The organism is Mycobacterium hainanense (genome assembly GCF_041890355.1).
In the GTDB taxonomy this organism is placed as follows: domain Bacteria; phylum Actinomycetota; class Actinomycetes; order Mycobacteriales; family Mycobacteriaceae; genus Mycobacterium; species Mycobacterium hainanense.
This window is the reverse complement of sequence record NZ_CP169059.1, coordinates 5587153-5604940: the sequence shown is the minus strand read 5'-3', so window position 1 is coordinate 5604940 and position 17788 is coordinate 5587153. Positions and strand designations below refer to the sequence as shown.

20 protein-coding genes are annotated in these 17788 nt (G+C 65.1%); 14 read left to right on the top strand and 6 right to left on the bottom strand.

Going from position 1 to position 17788, the window contains the following annotated elements; all coding sequences use genetic code 11:
• Positions 1-27 precede the first annotated feature (27 nt).
• Positions 28-324, bottom strand: a complete 297-nt coding sequence (locus tag ACEL92_RS26445; protein ID WP_374023504.1) for a hypothetical protein — start codon at positions 322-324, stop codon at positions 28-30.
• Between the two features lie 159 nt (positions 325-483).
• Here ACEL92_RS26445 and ACEL92_RS26440 point away from each other — a divergent pair, with 159 nt between their 5' ends.
• A complete protein-coding gene (locus ACEL92_RS26440) occupies positions 484-939 on the top strand; it encodes a MaoC family dehydratase (RefSeq protein WP_374023503.1) in 456 nt (151 codons plus the stop codon).
• A gap of 106 nt (positions 940-1045) precedes the next feature.
• Here ACEL92_RS26440 and ACEL92_RS26435 read toward each other — a convergent pair whose 3' ends face one another.
• A complete protein-coding gene (locus tag ACEL92_RS26435; RefSeq protein WP_374026397.1) occupies positions 1046-2341 on the bottom strand; it encodes an acyl-CoA dehydrogenase family protein in 1296 nt (431 codons plus the stop codon).
• 81 nt (positions 2342-2422) lie between these two features.
• The gene (locus ACEL92_RS26430) at positions 2423-3121 is read right to left on the bottom strand and encodes a GAF and ANTAR domain-containing protein (protein WP_374023502.1); all 699 of its coding nucleotides are present in this window, start codon (positions 3119-3121) and stop codon (positions 2423-2425) included.
• Positions 3122-3295: 174 nt separating this feature from the next.
• On the opposite strand from ACEL92_RS26430, the gene ACEL92_RS26425 reads away from it, so the two are divergent.
• Entirely contained in the window at positions 3296-4192 is an 897-nt protein-coding gene (locus tag ACEL92_RS26425; RefSeq protein ID WP_374023501.1) for a manganese catalase family protein, read from the top strand.
• A gap of 55 nt (positions 4193-4247) precedes the next feature.
• Here the strand turns inward: ACEL92_RS26425 and ACEL92_RS26420 are convergent, their stop codons facing one another.
• Positions 4248-4826, bottom strand: coding sequence for a hemerythrin domain-containing protein (locus tag ACEL92_RS26420; RefSeq protein ID WP_374023500.1), 579 nt, complete (start codon positions 4824-4826; stop codon positions 4248-4250).
• A 152-nt stretch (positions 4827-4978) separates the two neighbouring features.
• On the opposite strand from ACEL92_RS26420, the gene ACEL92_RS26415 reads away from it, so the two are divergent.
• Complete coding sequence (locus ACEL92_RS26415; protein WP_374023499.1) at positions 4979-5896, top strand: cation diffusion facilitator family transporter; 918 nt, start codon at positions 4979-4981, stop codon at positions 5894-5896.
• Here ACEL92_RS26415 and ACEL92_RS26410 read toward each other — a convergent pair.
• A complete protein-coding gene (locus ACEL92_RS26410) occupies positions 5893-6993 on the bottom strand; it encodes a F420-dependent hydroxymycolic acid dehydrogenase (protein ID WP_374023498.1) in 1101 nt (366 codons plus the stop codon). The genes ACEL92_RS26415 and ACEL92_RS26410 overlap by 4 nt on opposite strands.
• A gap of 67 nt (positions 6994-7060) precedes the next feature.
• Here ACEL92_RS26410 and ACEL92_RS26405 point away from each other — a divergent pair, with 67 nt between their 5' ends.
• Both ACEL92_RS26405 and ACEL92_RS26400 read left to right on the top strand, forming a co-directional pair.
• On the top strand, positions 7061-7666 hold the full coding sequence (locus ACEL92_RS26405; protein ID WP_374023497.1) for a GNAT family N-acetyltransferase: 606 nt from the start codon (positions 7061-7063) through the stop codon (positions 7664-7666).
• Between the two features lie 37 nt (positions 7667-7703).
• Positions 7704-8096 carry a hypothetical protein gene (locus ACEL92_RS26400; protein ID WP_374023496.1) on the top strand — a complete coding sequence of 131 codons (393 nt, stop codon included), beginning with the start codon at positions 7704-7706 and terminating at the stop codon, positions 8094-8096.
• A gap of 52 nt (positions 8097-8148) precedes the next feature.
• Here the strand turns inward: ACEL92_RS26400 and ACEL92_RS26395 are convergent, their stop codons facing one another.
• On the bottom strand, positions 8149-8796 hold the full coding sequence (locus ACEL92_RS26395) for a TetR family transcriptional regulator (RefSeq protein WP_374023495.1): 648 nt from the start codon (positions 8794-8796) through the stop codon (positions 8149-8151).
• 97 nt (positions 8797-8893) lie between these two features.
• On the opposite strand from ACEL92_RS26395, the gene ACEL92_RS26390 reads away from it, so the two are divergent.
• From ACEL92_RS26390 to ACEL92_RS26350, 9 genes are all read left to right on the top strand, one after another.
• Positions 8894-9982 carry a ferredoxin reductase gene (locus ACEL92_RS26390; RefSeq protein WP_374023494.1) on the top strand — a complete coding sequence of 363 codons (1089 nt, stop codon included), beginning with the start codon at positions 8894-8896 and terminating at the stop codon, positions 9980-9982.
• Positions 9983-10010: 28 nt separating this feature from the next.
• Positions 10011-11126, top strand: a complete 1116-nt coding sequence (locus tag ACEL92_RS26385) for a fatty acid desaturase (RefSeq protein WP_374023493.1) — start codon at positions 10011-10013, stop codon at positions 11124-11126.
• Between the two features lie 51 nt (positions 11127-11177).
• Positions 11178-11702, top strand: coding sequence for an SRPBCC family protein (locus tag ACEL92_RS26380; protein WP_374023492.1), 525 nt, complete (start codon positions 11178-11180; stop codon positions 11700-11702).
• Positions 11702-12745 (top strand): LLM class flavin-dependent oxidoreductase, encoded by a 1044-nt coding sequence (locus ACEL92_RS26375; protein ID WP_374023491.1) that lies wholly within the window; start codon positions 11702-11704, stop codon positions 12743-12745. The genes ACEL92_RS26380 and ACEL92_RS26375 overlap by 1 nt, the downstream gene beginning before the upstream one ends.
• A 198-nt stretch (positions 12746-12943) precedes the next feature.
• A complete protein-coding gene (locus ACEL92_RS26370; RefSeq protein ID WP_374023490.1) occupies positions 12944-14158 on the top strand; it encodes a GAF domain-containing protein in 1215 nt (404 codons plus the stop codon).
• A complete protein-coding gene (locus ACEL92_RS26365; RefSeq protein WP_374023489.1) occupies positions 14151-14831 on the top strand; it encodes a response regulator in 681 nt (226 codons plus the stop codon). The genes ACEL92_RS26370 and ACEL92_RS26365 overlap by 8 nt, the downstream gene beginning before the upstream one ends.
• Before the next feature lie 154 nt (positions 14832-14985).
• Complete coding sequence (locus ACEL92_RS26360) at positions 14986-16071, top strand: IS630 family transposase (protein ID WP_374021365.1); 1086 nt, start codon at positions 14986-14988, stop codon at positions 16069-16071.
• Between the two features lie 331 nt (positions 16072-16402).
• The gene (locus ACEL92_RS26355; RefSeq protein WP_374026396.1) at positions 16403-17047 is read left to right on the top strand and encodes a superoxide dismutase; all 645 of its coding nucleotides are present in this window, start codon (positions 16403-16405) and stop codon (positions 17045-17047) included.
• A gap of 176 nt (positions 17048-17223) precedes the next feature.
• Complete coding sequence (locus ACEL92_RS26350) at positions 17224-17640, top strand: hypothetical protein (protein WP_374023488.1); 417 nt, start codon at positions 17224-17226, stop codon at positions 17638-17640.
• Positions 17641-17788: the final 148 nt, after the last annotated feature.

Here is a 17788-nt window from a genome sequence, read left to right as displayed (position 1 = left end):
GCAGCGCTAGCGCGGCGCACGAAGCGATCAAGCCTCACTCAAGGCGTCGCCGAACCCGCGGACGACGCGGCTGTGTTGCCTTTCCGCCAGCGCCTGGCCGGCACCCAGCAACAGCACCATGGGCCAATCGAGGATCTGGATCGCCGCCAGGGCGGCCAGCCCACCGTAGAACGCGAGGTGGTCGGCCCGGGGTACTCGCACCTGTCCGAGCATCGGAACATTCAGGCGCACGCTTTCGGCTTCGCGGATTCGCTCCGATGGCCGCAGCCTCGCCGTGCCCCTTTGCGCCTTCGACTCGGTCCCGTGCCGCGTGCGTTCGGGCATGCCATCTCCCTCCTTGCGATTCTGCATCCTCGCGCAGGGCTTCCCCGGCTTGCCGGTGTGAAACCTGTTCCGGCTACCGGCACAGCGTGTCCTTGAAACCCGCGCCGTCGCGGGGCAAAGGCGAGCGTTATTGTTACCCGCGAAGTCAAGGAGGACTCAATGCGCACCTTCGAATCAGTCGCCGACCTCGCGGCCGCCACCGGGGAAACGATCGGGCACAGCGAATGGGTGACCATCACCCAAGAGGACGTCAACCTGTTCGCCGACGCGACCGGTGATCACCAGTGGATCCACGTGGACCCGGAGCGCGCGGCCGCCGGGCCGTTCGGCGGGACGATCGCCCACGGTTTCATGACGCTGGCGTTGCTGCCCCGCCTTCAGCACCAGATCTACACCGTCAACGGCATCAAGCTCGCAATCAACTACGGCCTCAACAAGGTTCGCTTTCCTGCCCCGGTGCCGGTCGGTTCCCGGGTGCGTGCGCAGACATCACTGGTCAGCGTCGACGACGTCGGAAACGGCGCCGTGCAGGCGACCATGTCGACCACCGTTGAGATTGAGGGCGCACCCAAGCCGGCGTGCGTGGCCGAGAGCATCGTCCGCTACATCAGCTGACGGTCGCTGGCGCCACGGGCCACCGCGAGATATAAACCGTTGCGACGCGCGCTGGCGTGTCGTCGCAACGGTTTACGTGTCGCCGGGGGAAGGGTGTGACTCCGGCTCAGAACTCCGCGACGGAATGCTCGAGCCGCGCGGCCAGCCGGGCCTGGGCTTCCGCCCGCCGGGTGGGTATGTGTGCCGACGGGAACGGCGTTGTCACGGGCTGATATTCGCGCAACGTCCGGCGCGCCACCGTCATCTTGTGTAATTCGGTGGCGCCGTCGGCGATGCCCAGCGACTCGGCAGCGACCATCATCTTGACGAACGGCATCTCGTCGGAGACCCCGAGCGCGCCGTGCAGGTGCATGGCCCGCTGCACGACGTCATGCAGCACCTGGGGCATGGCCACCTTCACCGCGGCGATGTCCCGGCGCACCTTCTGATAGTCGTGGTGCTTGTCGATCAGCCACGCGGTGCGCAGCACCAGCAACCGGAACTGTTCGATCTGGATCCAGCTGTCGGCGATCTTCTCCTGGGTCATCTGAAAATCGGAAAGCCGCCCGTGCCGTGTCTTGCGTGATACCGCCCGCTCGCACATCATGTCAAAGGCGCTGCGCGCCAAGGCGATTGTGCGCATCGCATGGTGGATGCGACCGCCGCCGAGCCGCGTCTGCGCGATCATGAACGCCTGGCCCTCGCCGCCCAGCACGTGATCGGCCGGGACACGGACATCGGTGTAGCGCACATAGCCGTGGCTGGCGCGCGCCGACGACTCGGCGCCCACACCGACGTTGCGCACGATCTCGATGCCCGGTGTCTCGGCCGGAACGATGAACAGCGACATCTTGTCGTAGGTGCGCGCTTCGGCGTTGGTGACCGCCATGACGATGAAGAACGACGCGTGCTTGGCGTTGGTGGAGAACCACTTCTCGCCATTGATCACCCAATAGTCACCGTCACGGGTCGCGGCGGTGACGAATTGGCCCGGATCCGAACCGCCCTGCGGCTCGGTCATCGAATAGCACGAGGTGATCTCGCCGTCGAGCAGTGGTTGCAGGTAGCGGGCCTTCTGTTCGTCGGTGCCGAACATCGCCAAGATCTCCGCGTTGCCGGAGTCCGGCGCTTGGCAGCCGAAGACCGACGGCGCCCAGCGGGAGCGACCCAGGATCTCGTTGAGCAGCGCCAGCTTGACCTGACCGAACCCCTGGCCGCCGAGCTCCGGCCGCAGGTGTGCGGCCCACAGCCCCTGGTCCTTCACCTGCTGCTGTAGCGGCCGCAGGACGGCCATCATCTCGGCGTTCTTCTTGTCATAAGGATCGAGAGCGACCAGGTCGAGCGGTTCGAGCTCGTCGGCCATAAACTTTTCGACCCAGTCCAGCTTTGCCTGATACTCAGGGTCTGTTTCGAAATCCCACACGGTGACCACCCGTTCCCCGGCGCAGCGCCGCGCCGGCCTCGTCGATGAAGCCAACCCATCGTAGATGGCGGCGGTGCACAATCAGTCCTCGCGGCGGGTGTCGACGACCCGCTGGGCGATGTCGATGAGCTTGGTCTGACTCTCCTGCGACAGGCGGCGCAGCAGGTCGAACGCGCGCAGTTCATCCACGCCGTAGCGCTCCATGATGATGCCCTTGGCCTGGCCGATCCGGTCCCGCGTGGACAGGGCCGATTGCATCTGCTGCCCGTGGCGACTCGCCATGATCGCCGACGCGGCGTGCGCGGCGAACACCGAGCCGATGGTCTCGGCTTCGGTGTCCCACACGTGGGGCCGGAAGCTGAACAGGTTCAGTGCGCCCGCCGTCCGGTCGGCCGTGTAGAGCTTGAATGAAAGACTGCTCAGCACACCGCGTTCCACGGCGGCCGGCGCGTATTGGGGCCAGCGGGGTTCCTCGCGCAGGTCGTCGGTCCGCACGATCGTTTGTTTGAGGGCGGCGTCGTGGCAGGGGCCTTCATTGAAGTCGTGCTGCAGCTTGTCGAGCTGCGCAACCAGGCTGTCGGTGTCGGCGAGCGATTCGAACTCGTCGCCCCCCTTCACCAGCAACACCCCCGCGATGTCGGCCGCGGGTATCAGCTCGACCGCGGCGGTGGTCACGTCGGCGAGAACGTCACCGAGAGATCGCGGCGCTGCGATGTCGCGGGCCAGCTCCGCCATCCGCATGGCCAGCTCGTGCTTCGACGTTGGGTCTAAAGACTCCATAGGCGCGATTGTGCCCGACATAAACGCACCGCGGAACCCGGGCCAGCGTTGGCGCCGTCCGGAGCGGCGCGACCCGTCCAGCTAACCGATTTGTTATCCATGCCCGTTTGTTCAGATACCTCCCGGGTACCCGCCGTCGACCAGAACCTTCTTCGTACCCCCATGGAGGCCCCAGTGTTCGTTCACAATAAAGATCTTCAATTCGAGGTTCGCGTCGACCGACCCGACCCGCGGTTCGCGACGTTACTGATGGACCAGTTCGGCGGCGCGAACGGGGAACTCACCGCTGCGTTGCAGTACTTCACTCAGGCCTTCGTGCTGCGGCAGAAGAACCCGAAGATGTACGACCTGTTCATGGACATCGCCACCGAGGAGCTCAGTCACCTCGAGATGGTCGGCTCGATGATCACGATGCTCCTCGACGGTCTCAACGACAATTTGAAGATCGCCCATGAGAAATGTGACTGGATGCCGGCGGTGGCCAGCGGCGACGGACGCGACAGCATCATCCACTCGGTGTCGGTCAACCCGCTGTTCCTGGTGCTCAGCGGTGGTGGGCCGGATGTCAAGGATTCCGGGGGAAACAACTGGACCGGCGCCTTCATCGACGCCAACGGTGACCCGACCGTCGACCTGCGCAACAACATCGCGGCCGAGTCGCGCGCCAAGATCGTCTACGAGTACCTCAAGCAGTACACCGACGACCCCGGTGTGCAGGACACCCTCAGCTTCCTGATGACGCGCGAGGTCGCGCATTACCAACAGTTCACCGCGGCGCTGAACGAGCTGCCGGTGAACTTCCCGCCGGGGCAGCTTCCGGGTGACCCGCGCTTCCAAAACGTCGCCTTCAACATGTCCAACGGCAACGGTGAATCGATCCGCGGACCCTGGAACCAGGGCCAGGGGCCGTGGCCGGAGGGCGTGGAGTGGGAGTACGTCGAGAAGCCCGAACAGCAGTGGCTGGGTGGGAGCACGCGGCAGAACCAGGGCGCGCAGCAGAACCCGCAGGGTTCACCCGCGATCAAGGCCGAGAAACCCTTCACGCACGAACAGCACACGCCCACAAGTTAATTGGGACAGGAAGGCCGGGCGCTGGCGACCCAGCGCCCGGCCTTCGTGCCTCTCGCTACTTGACCTGCGGGTCCGGCGGGTTGTCCTCCGCACGCCCGGTGAGCGCGTCGCGGACGTGGTCGACGACCGCCGCCCCCATTCCCATGGTCTTCAGCACCGTCGGGTTGGGCGGGGTATCCGGGTGGGGGCGGGTGGGAGCTATTTTCTTTGCCTGCTCCAGCTTTTCGCCGATCTTCTCCAACTCTTCGCGGCTGATCGCCAGCTCGACCTGCGGCCACACCACGTCCTGCTCGTACGCGATGTGTTCGCGACCCGCCTTGATGAACTCCTGCAGCGCTTCGTGATAGTCGGGCTCGCCGGGCTTGCCGTCCTCGAGCCGCTGCAACAGCTGCTTGCCGGCCTGCTCCTGCTCGATCGCCTTGTCGGTCATTCCGTCGCCGATCGCCTTGCGCACCGCGGGCCAAAAGAACTGCTCCTCAATGGCTTCGTGCTGTGACTCCGCGATGATGAGGTTGTTCACGACGGTCTCAAGGCCGCTCGCCTCGGCGCCCGAGCCCGAGGGTGCCCCGTCGAGCGTCTCGAACAAACCGAGCACGCTTTTATGGTCCTGGCGAAGAAAAGTGATTGCGTCCATGCCTTGCCTTCCAGTTGGGCTTGTGACTCGAAGTGGCCTGCGGATACCCGGGGCTAAAGCCTTGAAACGGGACGGTCCGCGCTGACCCGCGAGTGCGGCTGTGGCAAAACATCGATCGTTTCGCCCCGTCCCGTCGGGGGTAGCTCTACGCGATGGCGGGCGACAGCACAACGAAGTCTGTTGTGGTGGCGTTCGCCGCCAATGCGGGGATCGCGGCGGCCAAATTCGTCGGTTTCCTGGTGACCGGAAGCTCGGCGATGCTCGCGGAATCGCTGCATTCGCTTGCCGATACGATCAACGAGCTGCTGTTGTTGGTCGGCAAACATGCGGCGCTGCGGCGCCCGGATGCCCTGCATCAGTTCGGCTATGGCCGAAGCCGGTACTTCTATTCCTTCGTCGTGGCACTTCTGGTGTTCGTGCTGGGTGCGGTCGCCGCCCTGTACGAGGGGTTCCGCAAGCTCTCGCATCCCGAGCCGTTGACCGCGCCCGGCGTCGCCATCGCGATCCTGGTCGTCGCCGCGGTCTTGGAAGGCTTCAGCCTGCGCACGGTGCGACGGGAGTCCAGGCGGCTGAAGGGTTCCGAGAATTGGTGGCAGTTCGTTCGCAATTCCCGTGTCCCTGAGCCACCCGTCGTCCTGCTGGAAGACAGCGCCGCGCTGCTCGGTCTGGGCGTGGCGTTTGCGGGCGTCACGCTGACCGCCGTGACGGGAAACCCGTTGTGGGACGCCGTGAGCACGCTCGGCATCGGCATCTTGTTGGCCGTCATCGCCGTGGTTTTGATCATCGAGACGCACAGCCTGTTGATCGGCGAGGGCGCGACGGCGAGCCAATGCAAGATGATTCGGTCTGCCCTCCAACAAGCGCAGCACGTCGATTCCGTGCTGGACCTGCGTACCCAGTACCTCGCCCCCGATCAGATGGTGGTGGCCGCCAAGGTCGTGTTCGGGCCCGAGGAGGAATTCGCCGTCGCGGCCGATGTGATCCGGAACGCCGAGGCGCGCGTCCGGGAGACGGTGCCCGCGGTGCGCGTCGTCTACATTCAGCCCGAGGTCGAGCCCACGTCGAACTAGTGCAACTTCGGCAACACGTTGGTGCGGTAGAACTCGATGGCCGTCAGCGGATTGCTTTGCGGGAAGTGCACAAACGGGATGGCGCCCGCGTCGAGGATCGCTTGCACCGCCTTGATGTGCGGTGCCGGGTCGGTTCCGACGGTCCAGTTGGCCAACACCTTGTCGATGGGGTTGGCCTGCGCGGCGCGCTGGATTTCGACCGGACTCGGCTGGTCGACGGCGCCGGCGGTGAAGCGCCACAGGCCCGCGGCGGCGGTGGCCTCGGCGGCGTCGCCGACGACCGCGAACAGCTCGGCCCGCTTACCCATGGCGCCCGGGTCGCGGCCGGCGGCCCGCGCGCCCGCACCGAACGCCGCCAGCAGCGTTGGGTTGGTGATGTCGCGCGCCTGACTGATCCAGCCGTCGCCGTATTGACCGGCCAGCGTGGCGCTCTTGGGCCCGCTGGCCGCCACAAAGATCGGCGTGGGGGTGGAAGGCGTGTCGTAAAGCCTCAACGCGCTGGTCTGAAAGTAGCGACCGGCGAAGGAGATTCGTGATCCGCTCCACAACTGGCGGATCAGGCTGATCGCCTCGACCAGCCGGTCGTGACGCTCGGTGTAGTTGCCGAACGCGTTGGTGGTCGCCTGTTCGTTCAGCCGTTCCCCGGTCCCGACTCCCAAAAACACCCGTCCGGGATACAGGATCGCCAGCGAGGCAAATGCCTGGGCCACCACGGCCGGGTGGTAGCGGTAGGTGGGGCAGGTCACGCCGGTACCGAATGAGATGCGGCTGGTGGCGTTGCCGACCAGCGCCAGGGTCAGCCACGGGAACATCGAATGGCCCTCGTTGTCCTGCCACGGCTGGATGTGGTCGCTGGCCCAGACGTGGGCAAAGCCCGCCTGTTCGGCCGCCCGGGCTTGCGCCACGAGCTGGTCGGTGCGGAACTGCTCGTGCGAGAGCACCACACCCACCGGCTTGGCCGCCGGCGGTGGCGGGGCGGCGGGCGCCGTGTGGTCGGCGCCGCCCGGCCGCCCGCACCCGGCACCGAGCCCGGTGGTGCCGAGCATGCCGAAACCGGCGGCTGCCCGCCCGAATGCGCGACGCGAAACGCCGGTCACCGCGGTAACGTACCCACCGCTGCGGCGATGACACCCGCGATGGAGATCACCCGCTAACCTGACTCGGGTGACTCCCCAGGCGCGCCCAGCGCGGAAGGCCGACGTCCGCGAGCTGTCACGCACCCTGGCGCGTGCCTTCTACGACGACCCGGTGATGACGTGGCTGCTGCCCGACGACCGGGCGCGCACCGCGAACCTGCACCGCGTCTTCGCCACGATGACGCGCCACCATCATCTGGGCTGCGGTGGCGTTGAGGTGGCGTGCGACGGCCCGGGCATCGGCGCGGCCGCGCTCTGGGATCCCCCCAATCGGTGGCGGGAGACGCGGCTGGGCGAACTGGCGATGACCCCGACCTTCCTGCGCGTGTTCGGCATGCGCGCGACCAGGGCGCGTGGCGTGCAGGAATTGATGAAGCGCACGCATCCCGAAGAGCCGCACTGGTATCTGGCCGCCATCGGCAGCGACCCGTCGGTCCGCGGCCAGGGCTTCGGTCAGGCCCTGATGCGGTCTCGGCTGGACCGCTGCGACGCCGAATACTGTCCGGCCTATCTCGAGTCGAGCAAGCCCGAAAATGTGCCGTACTACGAGCGTTTCGGTTTCACGGTGACCCGCGAGCTGGTATTGCCCGACGGTGGCCCCACGATGTGGGCGATGTGGCGCTCGCCGCGGTAGCGTTTAGCCCCTCTTTACGGCGGGCAACCGTTCCCGCATGAGCGAAAACCCCCAGGCCGAGGTCGACCCCGCTGACTTCCCGGAGGAAGGCGGGCCGGGTGACACCCTGAACGCGAGCGAAGGCACCGACTCCGACGAACTCCACAACGACGACGGTGACATCGTCGTCGACCCGCCCGAGGGCTGGAGCGAGGCCAACCGCTTCGGCATGACGGCCCGGGAAGAACGGGAGGGCGAATCCCTGGATGCCCGGCTCGCCGAGGAGGAGCCCGACGTCTCGCCCGACACGCCGGCCGCGGGCGCACCCGCCGACGGTCCGCCCGGACGCGCTCATCGGGGCCAGATCGACGGGGCGCCGGAAGACGGCGAGTCGCTGTACGAAGTGGTCGACGAGAACGCGGCGCCGGACTTTACTCAGACGACGGAGTGACGCGACCAGTGTTCGACTGTTCACTGCGCGCGCGGCGGCTGGGCGGCGATCGCTAGGGAGTGCTCTTCCAACCGGCGATGCCGATCGCGATCATCCGTAGTTGCTTGACCGCGATCCGCCGGATGTCTTCCAGCGCCTCGGTGCTCTGCGCGTCCTCGATCGCCTCGGCGATGACGATCATCGCGTTGACGAACAGGGTCGCCAGCACGTTGAGATCCTCGGTGGTCCACTCGTGCAGCCGCGGGAAGCGCGCCAGGTCGGTGGCGAGTTCCGAGGTGATCAACCGGATCTCGGTGCGGATGGCGTAGCGCAGCACGCTCAGCCCGCTGTTGCGTTCGCGCGCGATGAACCGCCAATGTTCGCGCCGCTGGGCGACACTGGCGACCAGGATCTCCACGGACGACTCGATCACCCGGTTCGGGTCGAGCTTGCCGGCGCGCGCTTCACGCAGGGTGTCGCGCAGGCTGCGGAACGACTCGTCGATCAGGACCAGCCCCAGGGCCTCCATCGACTCGAAGTGGCGGTAGAACGCCGCGGGCACGATCCCGACTTCGCGGGTCACCTCCCGCAGACTGAGGCTGGAAAAGCTGCGGTCCTGCAGCAGCTTGAGTGCCGCGGCAATGATGGCGCGCCGGGTGGCCTCCTTGCGCTCCTCACGAGACCGGCTTTCGCGCACGCGCTCGCGACCAGAACCGCGCACCCGTGAGCTAGGAGTACGGCTGTTCACTATGTGAACCCTACCACAGACGTGCAGTAAACCCTTGACTGACCGGGTGGTGTGGCATCACGGTGTACATATGTTCACTCAAACAACTCCTAGTCGGGCCCTTGCTCGGACTCTTCGGAAGCGAGTGTTGGGTTCGGACCTCCTCGACCTGCTCACCGGCCCGCACGGTGTCGACCGCTACACCGAGCTGGTGGCGCCAACCTGGACGCTGGGCCAGGCCCGCGCCAAGGTGATCGACGCGCGCCGCACCACCGCCCGCAGTCTCACCCTCACCCTCGCGCCCAACGAGAGCTTCAGGTCCGCTTGGACAGTCCAAGCCGGCCAGTACGTCAACGTCGCCGTCGAGATCGACGGCCGCCGGCACACCCGCTGCTACTCCCCGGCCAATGCCGAAGGGGACGCCAATCTCGAGCTGACCATCGGCCGGCACGACGGCGGCCTGGTCTCCAACTACCTCTACGAACACGCCCGCCGCGGCATGGTGGTCGGCTTGACGGGCGCCGGTGGTGACTTCGTGCTGCCGGCCCACCGACCGAAGCGGATCCTCTTTGTCTCCGGGGGAAGCGGCATCACGCCGGTCATGGCGATGCTGCGCACGCTGGTCGCCGAGAAACACCGGGGCGAGCTCGCGTTCATCCACTACGCCCGCACGCAGGCCGAGGCGTGCTACCGCGACGAGCTGGCGGCAATGCCCGGCGTCCGCGTGCTGCACGGCTTCACGCGATCCGACGGCGGCGATCTGGAAGGCCGGTTCGACGCCACGCATTTGGAAGCCGCCATGCCGTCGCCCGATGCGGTGTTCGTCTGCGGCCCAACACCTTTGGTCGAGGCCGTGCGGAACCACTGCGGCAACGTCTACACCGAGAGCTTCGTCCCGCCGTCGTTCGAGGCGCCCGCCAACCCCTCGGGCGGCCGCGTCACCTTCGCCGACAGCGGGATCGATGTCGTCGATGATGGACGCTCGCTGCTGGAACAGGCGGAATCGGCCGGCCTGTCACCCGAAAACGGCTGCCGGATGGGCATCTGCCACACCTGCACCCGCCGGAAGACCGCGGGAACGGTGCGCAACCTGATCACCGGCTCCGTCTCGACCGGCCCCGACGAAGACGTGCAGATCTGCGTGTCCGTCCCCGTCGGCGACGTCAACCTATCGCTCTGAGCCGCCGAAGTTTCCGAGAGGAGAAGCCATGACACAGAACAAGATCACCCTGACCCCCGAACAGGCCGACGCATTCGGCCGCGAGCTGGACGCCATCAGGGAGCGCGTGATGGCCAGCCTGGGCGCCGAGGACGCCGACTATATCCGCCGCGTCATCAAGGCCCAGCGCGCCATGGAACTCAGTGGCCGCGCGCTACTGTTTGCCGGCTTCCTGCCGCCCGCTTGGCTGCTGGGAACCGCGATGCTGGGATTGTCAAAGATCCTGGACAACATGGAAATCGGCCACAACATCATGCACGGTCAATACGACTGGATGCGCGACCCCACCATCTCCGGCCGGTCCTTCGAGTGGGACACCGCCTGCCCGGCGGATCAATGGCGACATTCGCACAACTACATGCACCACACCCACACCAACATCGTGGGGATGGACCGCGACATCGGCTACGGCGTCCTGCGGATGAGCGAAGATCAGCGCTGGGAGCCCTACTTCCTGGGCAATCCGCTCTACGCCTTCCTGTTGATGGTGCTGTTCCAGTACGGCGTCGCGCTGCACGAACTGGAGACCGAGCGCATCCGCTCCGGCGAGATCGAGCTCGCCGACAAGCGCGAGGTGCTGCGCGCCATCTGGAAGAAGACACGCCGGCAGACGCTCAAGGACTACGTGGCCTTCCCCTTGCTGGCCGGTCCCTTCGCGCCGTTCGTCTTCACGGGCAATCTCTCCGCCAACCTGATGCGCAACGTGTGGTCGTACATGATCATCTTCTGCGGCCACTTCCCGGACGGCACTCAGGAATTCACCGTCGAGGAGACCAGGGACGAGTCCCGCGGCATGTGGTACTTCCGCCAAGTCCTCGGTTCGGCAAATCTCACCGGAGGCAAGCTGTTTCATCTGCTGTCGGGCAACCTGTCGCACCAGATCGAGCACCACCTGTTTCCCGACATGCCGGCGCGCCGGTACGCCGAGATTGCGCCCGAGGTGCAGGCGATCTGCGAACGCCACGGCATCCCCTACAACCGCGGCCCGCTGCTGCGGCAGTTCGGGACGGTCGTCCGCAAGATCGTTCGGCTGACCTTCCCCGACTCCATGGTGCGGAAGGCGACCGGCGACCGCTCGGCCGATCCGGTGTCCGCTGCCGCCTGACGGCCGCCCACGTCCCCCATGCGCAAAGCGGGCCTTGCGCGCGGGGGGACAATGGGCTGCGTGGAATGGACCGGCGCACGCTATGCGGACAAACCGACGGTGGAGGCATCGACGTGGATCGATGCTAATCCGTCCCGGGTGTGGAGCCTGGTTTCCGACATCAAGCTGATGCCGTCGCTGAGCAACGAGTTGCAAGCCGTGGAGTGGGCCGAGGGTGCAGACGCCCCACGCGTGGGCGCCCGCTTCGTCGGACACAACGAGCACGAGGCGTTCGGGCAATGGAGCACCACCTCCCAAATCGTCGCGTGCGATGAGCCGCGCGAATTCGCCTGGGCGGTCGGCGAACCCGATAACCCCGCCGCGATGTGGCGGTTCAGGCTGACGCCCCGCGACGGCGGCACGGCGCTGAGCTACTGGATGCAGATGGGCCCGGGTCGTTCCGGGCTGTCGGTGGCCATCGAGTCCATGCCCGACAAGGAGCAGAAAATCGTGTTCGTGCGGATGCGCGAGTTCGAGGCCGCGATCGGCAAGACACTCGCCGCCATCAAGAGGCTGGCCGAGCACGGGGTGCGCTGATGCGCACCGCGACGACGGTCGAGTTGTCCAGCGCCGCGGCCCAAACCGCGGCCTTCGTCGTCGAAGCGGAGAAGCTGGGCCTCGACGTGTGCTGGGTCGCCGAGGCCTGGGGCTCCGACGCGCCCTCGGCCCTGGGCTACCTCGCGGCGCGGACCCAGCGGGTCCTCCTGGGGTCGGGTGTCCTGCAGGTGGGCGTCCGCTCGCCGGTCATGGTCGCGCAGACCGCCATCACGCTCTCCAACCTGTCGGGCGGGCGTTTCCTGCTCGGCCTGGGCGCGTCCGGCCCGCAGGTGATCGAGGGCCTGCACGGCGTCTCCTTCCGCCGTCCCCTGGCGCGCATCTCCGAAACGGTCGACATCGTGCGGCAGGTCTTCGCCGGAGGCAAAGTGTCTTACTCGGGCACGCAATTTCACATTCCGCTGCCCGGCGGCGAAGGGGTGCCGATGCGGCTGTCGACGCGGCCGGAACACCCGATCCCGATCTACCTGGCCACGCTGTCACCGGCGATGCTGCGGTTGACCGGTCGGACCGCCGATGGCTGGCTGGGCACCAGCTTCGTGCCGGAGGAGGCCGGCGACGCGTACTTCTCGCACCTTGACGAGGGCTTGGCCGCCGCTGGCCGCACGCGCGCCGACGTCGACATCTGCCAAGGCGCCGAAGTCGCCTTTGCTTCCGATGAGGAGGAGCTGCGCGGCATGGTCGCGGGCCGCAAAAAGGAGCTCGCCTTCAGCCTGGGCGGCATGGGCTCGTCCAGCACGAACTACTACAACCAGGCCTACAGTCGCCAAGGGTGGGCCGAGGTCGCCGCCGAGGTGCGCGAACGCTGGCAGGGCGGCGACCGCGACGGCGCGGCCGCACTGGTCACCGACGAGATGGTGTTGGCCACCACGCTGATCGGCACCGAGGAGATGGTCCGCGCCCGGCTTACGGTGTGGCGGGATGCCGGGGTGAACACCGTGCGGCTGTATCCGGCCGGCGACACGCTGGAGGCGAAGCTTGCCACGCTCGGCCGGGCCATCGAGCTGGTCGACGAGGTCGCGTGAAAGTCATGATCGGAATAGACGCCCATAAGGAGAGCCACACCCTCGTTGCGGTCGGCCCCGCGGGTCGCCGGCTCGCCCAGAAGCCATTGCCACCACTTCGGCGGCGCACCTAGAGGGGGTGCGCTGGGGACGCAGTAGGTTTCGGCGCCGATCTGGTCTTCGCTGAGGAGGATTGCCGCGCGGCGTAGATTTGGTCCTATGCACGCCGATGCGCCTGTCGGGATGAAGGACCCACAGCAGCGCCAAGACCGCATGATCGCGGCATTTGCGCGCACCGCCTCCAATATCGCATGGCAAGGCTCGCTGCAGACCGTCCTTAACGGCCTCGCCGACGAAGCGCGCACCGTGAGCGGGGCTGACATGTGCGCCGTGAGTCTGCGCTCGCGCCTTGGCGACACCTACGACATGCTAGGGGCGTCGCGATGTCCCGAGCACTATCACGAACGGCTAGAGGAAGCGCGGTCGATGGGAGCACCGCTGGCCGTCGACAAGGTGTATCAGACAGGCGCGCTTACTATCACCGATGTCGCGAACACTTTCGATGACCCGCGGTTCGCCCCACTGGTTGAGCTCACCCGGCGGGCGCAATGGCAGACGTTGGCCTCAGTTCCGTTGTCGGTGCGCGGCGAGACCGTGGGGGTGCTCACGGCCTTCTATACCAAGGGAAATGAACCCAGCCCTTCGGATATCGCATTTCTGACGGCCATGGCCGAGCATGGTGCGTTGGCGGTGCACACCGCCCGGTTGTTGGCTCAGGCCAAGGACAAGGCGGCTTTGGAAGAACGTGCCCACGTGGCCCGTGATTTGCATGACGCCGTGTCGCAGCTGTTGTTTTCTATGCAGCTCAGGGCTCGAGCCCTTCAACTCGAGGCCGCCCGCCCCGATTGCGGCACCGCACAGTTGGCCGACGGTCTCAGAGAGCTCAACACGCTCATCAGCTCCGCGGTGGAGGAGATGCGTTCGCTCGTCTTGCATTTGCGTCCGAGCGAGTTGCGGGAGCACGCGCTGGTTCCCGCGCTACAGCGCCTCGCTGCAGCCATTCGGGCTCGCGAGAAGATCGAGGTCGCGGTGGACGCTGCCGAGGACATCCCGCCGCTGGCAGCTCCTTACGACGAACACATCTACCGGATCAGCCAGGAGGCAATCGGTAACGCTGTCAACCATGCCAACGCTGAAACCATCTTGGTGAAATTAACGACCACCGCCGATTCGTCGGGCGAGGCGCTCAAGGTCGAAATCATCGACGATGGATGCGGTTTCGATCCGAGTCTGCGCAGGCCGGGTCACGTTGGACTCGACAACATGCGAGCCCGGTGTCGCGAACTCGGCGGACAGTTGGTCATCAACAGCTCACCGCAAGGCACCAGCATCCAGATCGTTGTGCCCCTCGATACGGTGCCAGCCGATGACTAGCAGCTCGAGGGCGCCCATTCGCGTGTTGCTCGCAGACGACCATGCCGTCGTCCGCCAGGGTATGCGTGCCTTTTTCGCTATGCACGACGACATCGATGTGGTCGGCGATGCCGAGGACGGTCAGCACGTTCTGGACCAGCTGGGACGTTTGAAAGCCTTCGGCGAGCTTCCTGACATAGTGGTGCTGGACCTGCAGATGCCGGGTTTGACTGGCGCCGAAACGATCTCGCGGATCAAGTCGGCGCATCCAACGGTCGCGACATTAGTGCTGACCAGCTTCGGTGACGCCGGACGCGCCCGCCGCGCTCTGGCCGCCGGTGCCAATGGTTACTTGCTCAAAGACGCTGGACCCGACGAGTTGGTTTCAGCCCTGCGAGCCGTGCACGCCGGCGAGATGCCGGTCGACGCGGCGGTTACCGGCGCGCTGTCACGCTCCTGGAGCGCCGGTGACAAGTCGATCACTCTGCTCACACCGCGTGAGCGGGGCATCGCGAGTTTGGTTGCCCAGGGATTGTCCAATCGAGAAATCGCCCGGCGCCTTTCGATTACAGAACGCACCGCGCGCACTCACGTCAGCAACGTCCTCGCCAAGTTGGGTGTATCGTCACGAACGCAAGTGGCGTTGTGGGCGTTAGAAGTTGGCCTAGACGACCTCGAAATTGATTCTGGCTGAAGTTGTTACAGCGTTGGGGATTGCTGCCCAGCAGCGAAGTCACTGAGCTGCCAGGCACGTTACGCTCACCGCCAGCGGGTGTCGGCTCTTTCGTCGGCAAGGAAGCACTAGTGTCGTGAGTCGTTAATTCATCATTAGCGTTTAAGCTTGGTGGGTGCCGAATCCTGTCGCACCCGTGGTGGATCTGACCGAAGACGAGCGGTCTGAGTTGTTGTCGTGGTCGAGGCGATCCAACAGTGCCAATGCGTTGGCAATGCGGTCGCGGATCGTGCTGGCCGCTGCCGATGGGCTGAGCAATACCGCGATCGCTGACAAGCTCGATATCAACATTTCCAGTGCTCGTAAGTGGCGGACGCGGTTTGTGACCGACCGGCTTGACGGGTTGCTCGATGAGCCGCGTCCTGGCCGGCCACGGCTGGTGGGCGATGAGCAGATCGAAGCGTTGATCACTGCGACGTTGGAGACCACCCCAGCGGATGCCACGCACTGGTCGACCCGATCGATGGCCGAGCATCTCGGGCTGAGCCAGTCGATGGTCTCGCGGGTATGGCGAGCGTTCGGATTGGCTCCGCACAAACAGGATTCGTGGAAACTGTCCAAGGACCCGTTGTTCGTGGCCAAGGTCCGCGACGTCGTCGGGCTGTATCTAAATCCACCCGAGCGGGCCCTGGTGCTGTGCGTGGATGAAAAGACTCAGATCCAAGCCTTGAACCGGACCCAGCCAGTGTTCCCGATGCTGCCGGGCACCCCCGCGCGCGCCAGCCACGACTACGTTCGTCACGGCACCTCCAGCCTGTATGCCGCACTCGACCTCACCACCGGAAAGGTCATCGGAGCCCTTCATTCGCGGCACCGGGCCACCGAGTTCTTGGCGTTTCTCCGCAAGATCGACGCCGAAGTACCCACCGATCTCGACGTGCACCTGGTCTTGGATAACGCCTCCACGCACAAGACCCCAGCGGTGAAGCGTTGGCTCACAGCACATCCGCGATTCGTCCTGCACTTCACCCCGACCAGCTCATCGTGGCTGAACCTGGTCGAACGGTGGTTCGCCGAACTGACCACCAAGAAACTGCGCCGCGGCACCCACACTTCGGTGCGCCAACTCAACACCGACATCCGTGCCTGGATCCAAACCTGGAACGACAACCCCCGCCCCTACGTCTGGACCAAAACCGCCGACCAAATCCTCGAATCCGTCGCCAACTACTGCCGACGAATTAATGACTCAGGACACTAGCAAGCCAACGCCTGTCTGGCGAATCGCTGCCCGCGCATCCGAATCACCCTCTCGCAACCGCTTCCGGCCGCCCTGTCGCGGCCACGGCTGGGTTGCTCTGCGGGTGATGCCTGCAAGCAGTTCATGGGATCTCCAGGCGGACTGACCGCAAAGACATCAGATCGAGTCAACGGGTGCAGGTCCCACGTGCAAAAGACGTACTACGAATGAGTCAAATGACGTAGGACTGACCCGCGGGAACTAGATACCGTCGCGTTAGAGGATCAAACCCCGCACACCACGGAGCCGTGGGAGATCGTGTGGGTATTAACCGAAATGAGAGCAAATGGACATGACCGAATACGTGTTACCTGACTTGGATTACGACTACGGCGCGCTCGAACCTCACATATCCGGCCAGATCAACGAGATCCACCACAGTAAACACCACGCCACGTATGTGAAGGGCCTCAACGAGGCCATCGCAAAGCTCGACGAGGCGCGCGCACGCAACGAGCATGCGGCCATCTTTCTCAACGAAAAGAATCTCGCGTTTCATCTAGGAGGCCATGTCAACCACTCCATCTGGTGGAAGAACTTGTCTCCCAACGGTGGCGACGAGCCCACCGGTGATCTCGCGGCCGCCGTCGATGACCAATTTGGTTCGTTCGACAAGTTCCGTGCTCAGTTCACCGCGGCCGCTAACGGGCTGCAAGGTTCAGGCTGGGCAGTGCTCGGCTATGAGCCGCTGGGGCAACGCCTGCTGACATTCCAGCTCTACGACCAGCAGGCCAACACGCCTCTGGGTATCGTCCCGCTGCTTCAGGTCGACATGTGGGAGCACGCTTACTACCTGCAATACAAAAATGTCAAGGCCGACTATGTGAAGGCCTTCTGGAATGTCGTCAATTGGGAAGACGTCCAAATCCGTTTTGCCCGGGCCACAGCTAACGTACAAGCCATCAACGCCGGCTTCGCCAAAATGGTGGACCGATGAAAAAGAGTACGTCCATCGTCGACGTACTTCGGCGGCCTCAACTGACTTAGTAGAACTGTTGGCGTGGCCCTGTACTCCGTCTGCGCCAACTGACATAAAAACTCTCAAGATTGCTGCTCTCACGGCGACAAGCAGGCGACTCATGCAGGGCGGCTATCAACGGCAAGGGGATCACAATGCTGACGAACGATCATCCCAATGTGGAGTTGCTCAAACGGGTCTATGGCACTGGGCGTGGTGACGGCTTGGATGTACTCGACACCGAGGGCGTAGAACCGTTTGTTGCCCATACCGCCGGCCACAGCCCGATCGGTGGGACCTTCGTCGGGCGGCAAGCGATGAAAAATCACGTCGGGTTGCTTCGTCAGCTCAGCGGTGAAACCGTCCGGCGCAAGTCGATCGAGTTTTATGCAGATGATGTCTGGGGGGTTGTGCCGCAAGTCATTACCGCGTCGCGCAATGGGCAGGACTTGGAAATGCACGTGTGCGGCTTCTGGCGCTTCAGCGCATCAGGCCAACTGGCCGAGCACTGGGAAGCCTGCGCTGACACGGCAGCGTGGGACGCGTTCTGGCACGCCCCTTCGACCTCCTGACCAGGGGGACCCAGCCCCCCGGCCTTCAGCTGTCAAGAATTGCTCAAAGCATCGGAATCAGTTGTCCGACACGATGAATCGGCGGTAGGCGCCCGGCGGTTTCGTCGCAACATCAAAGGAGAACACCATGGGACGGCCTGAGGGTGAT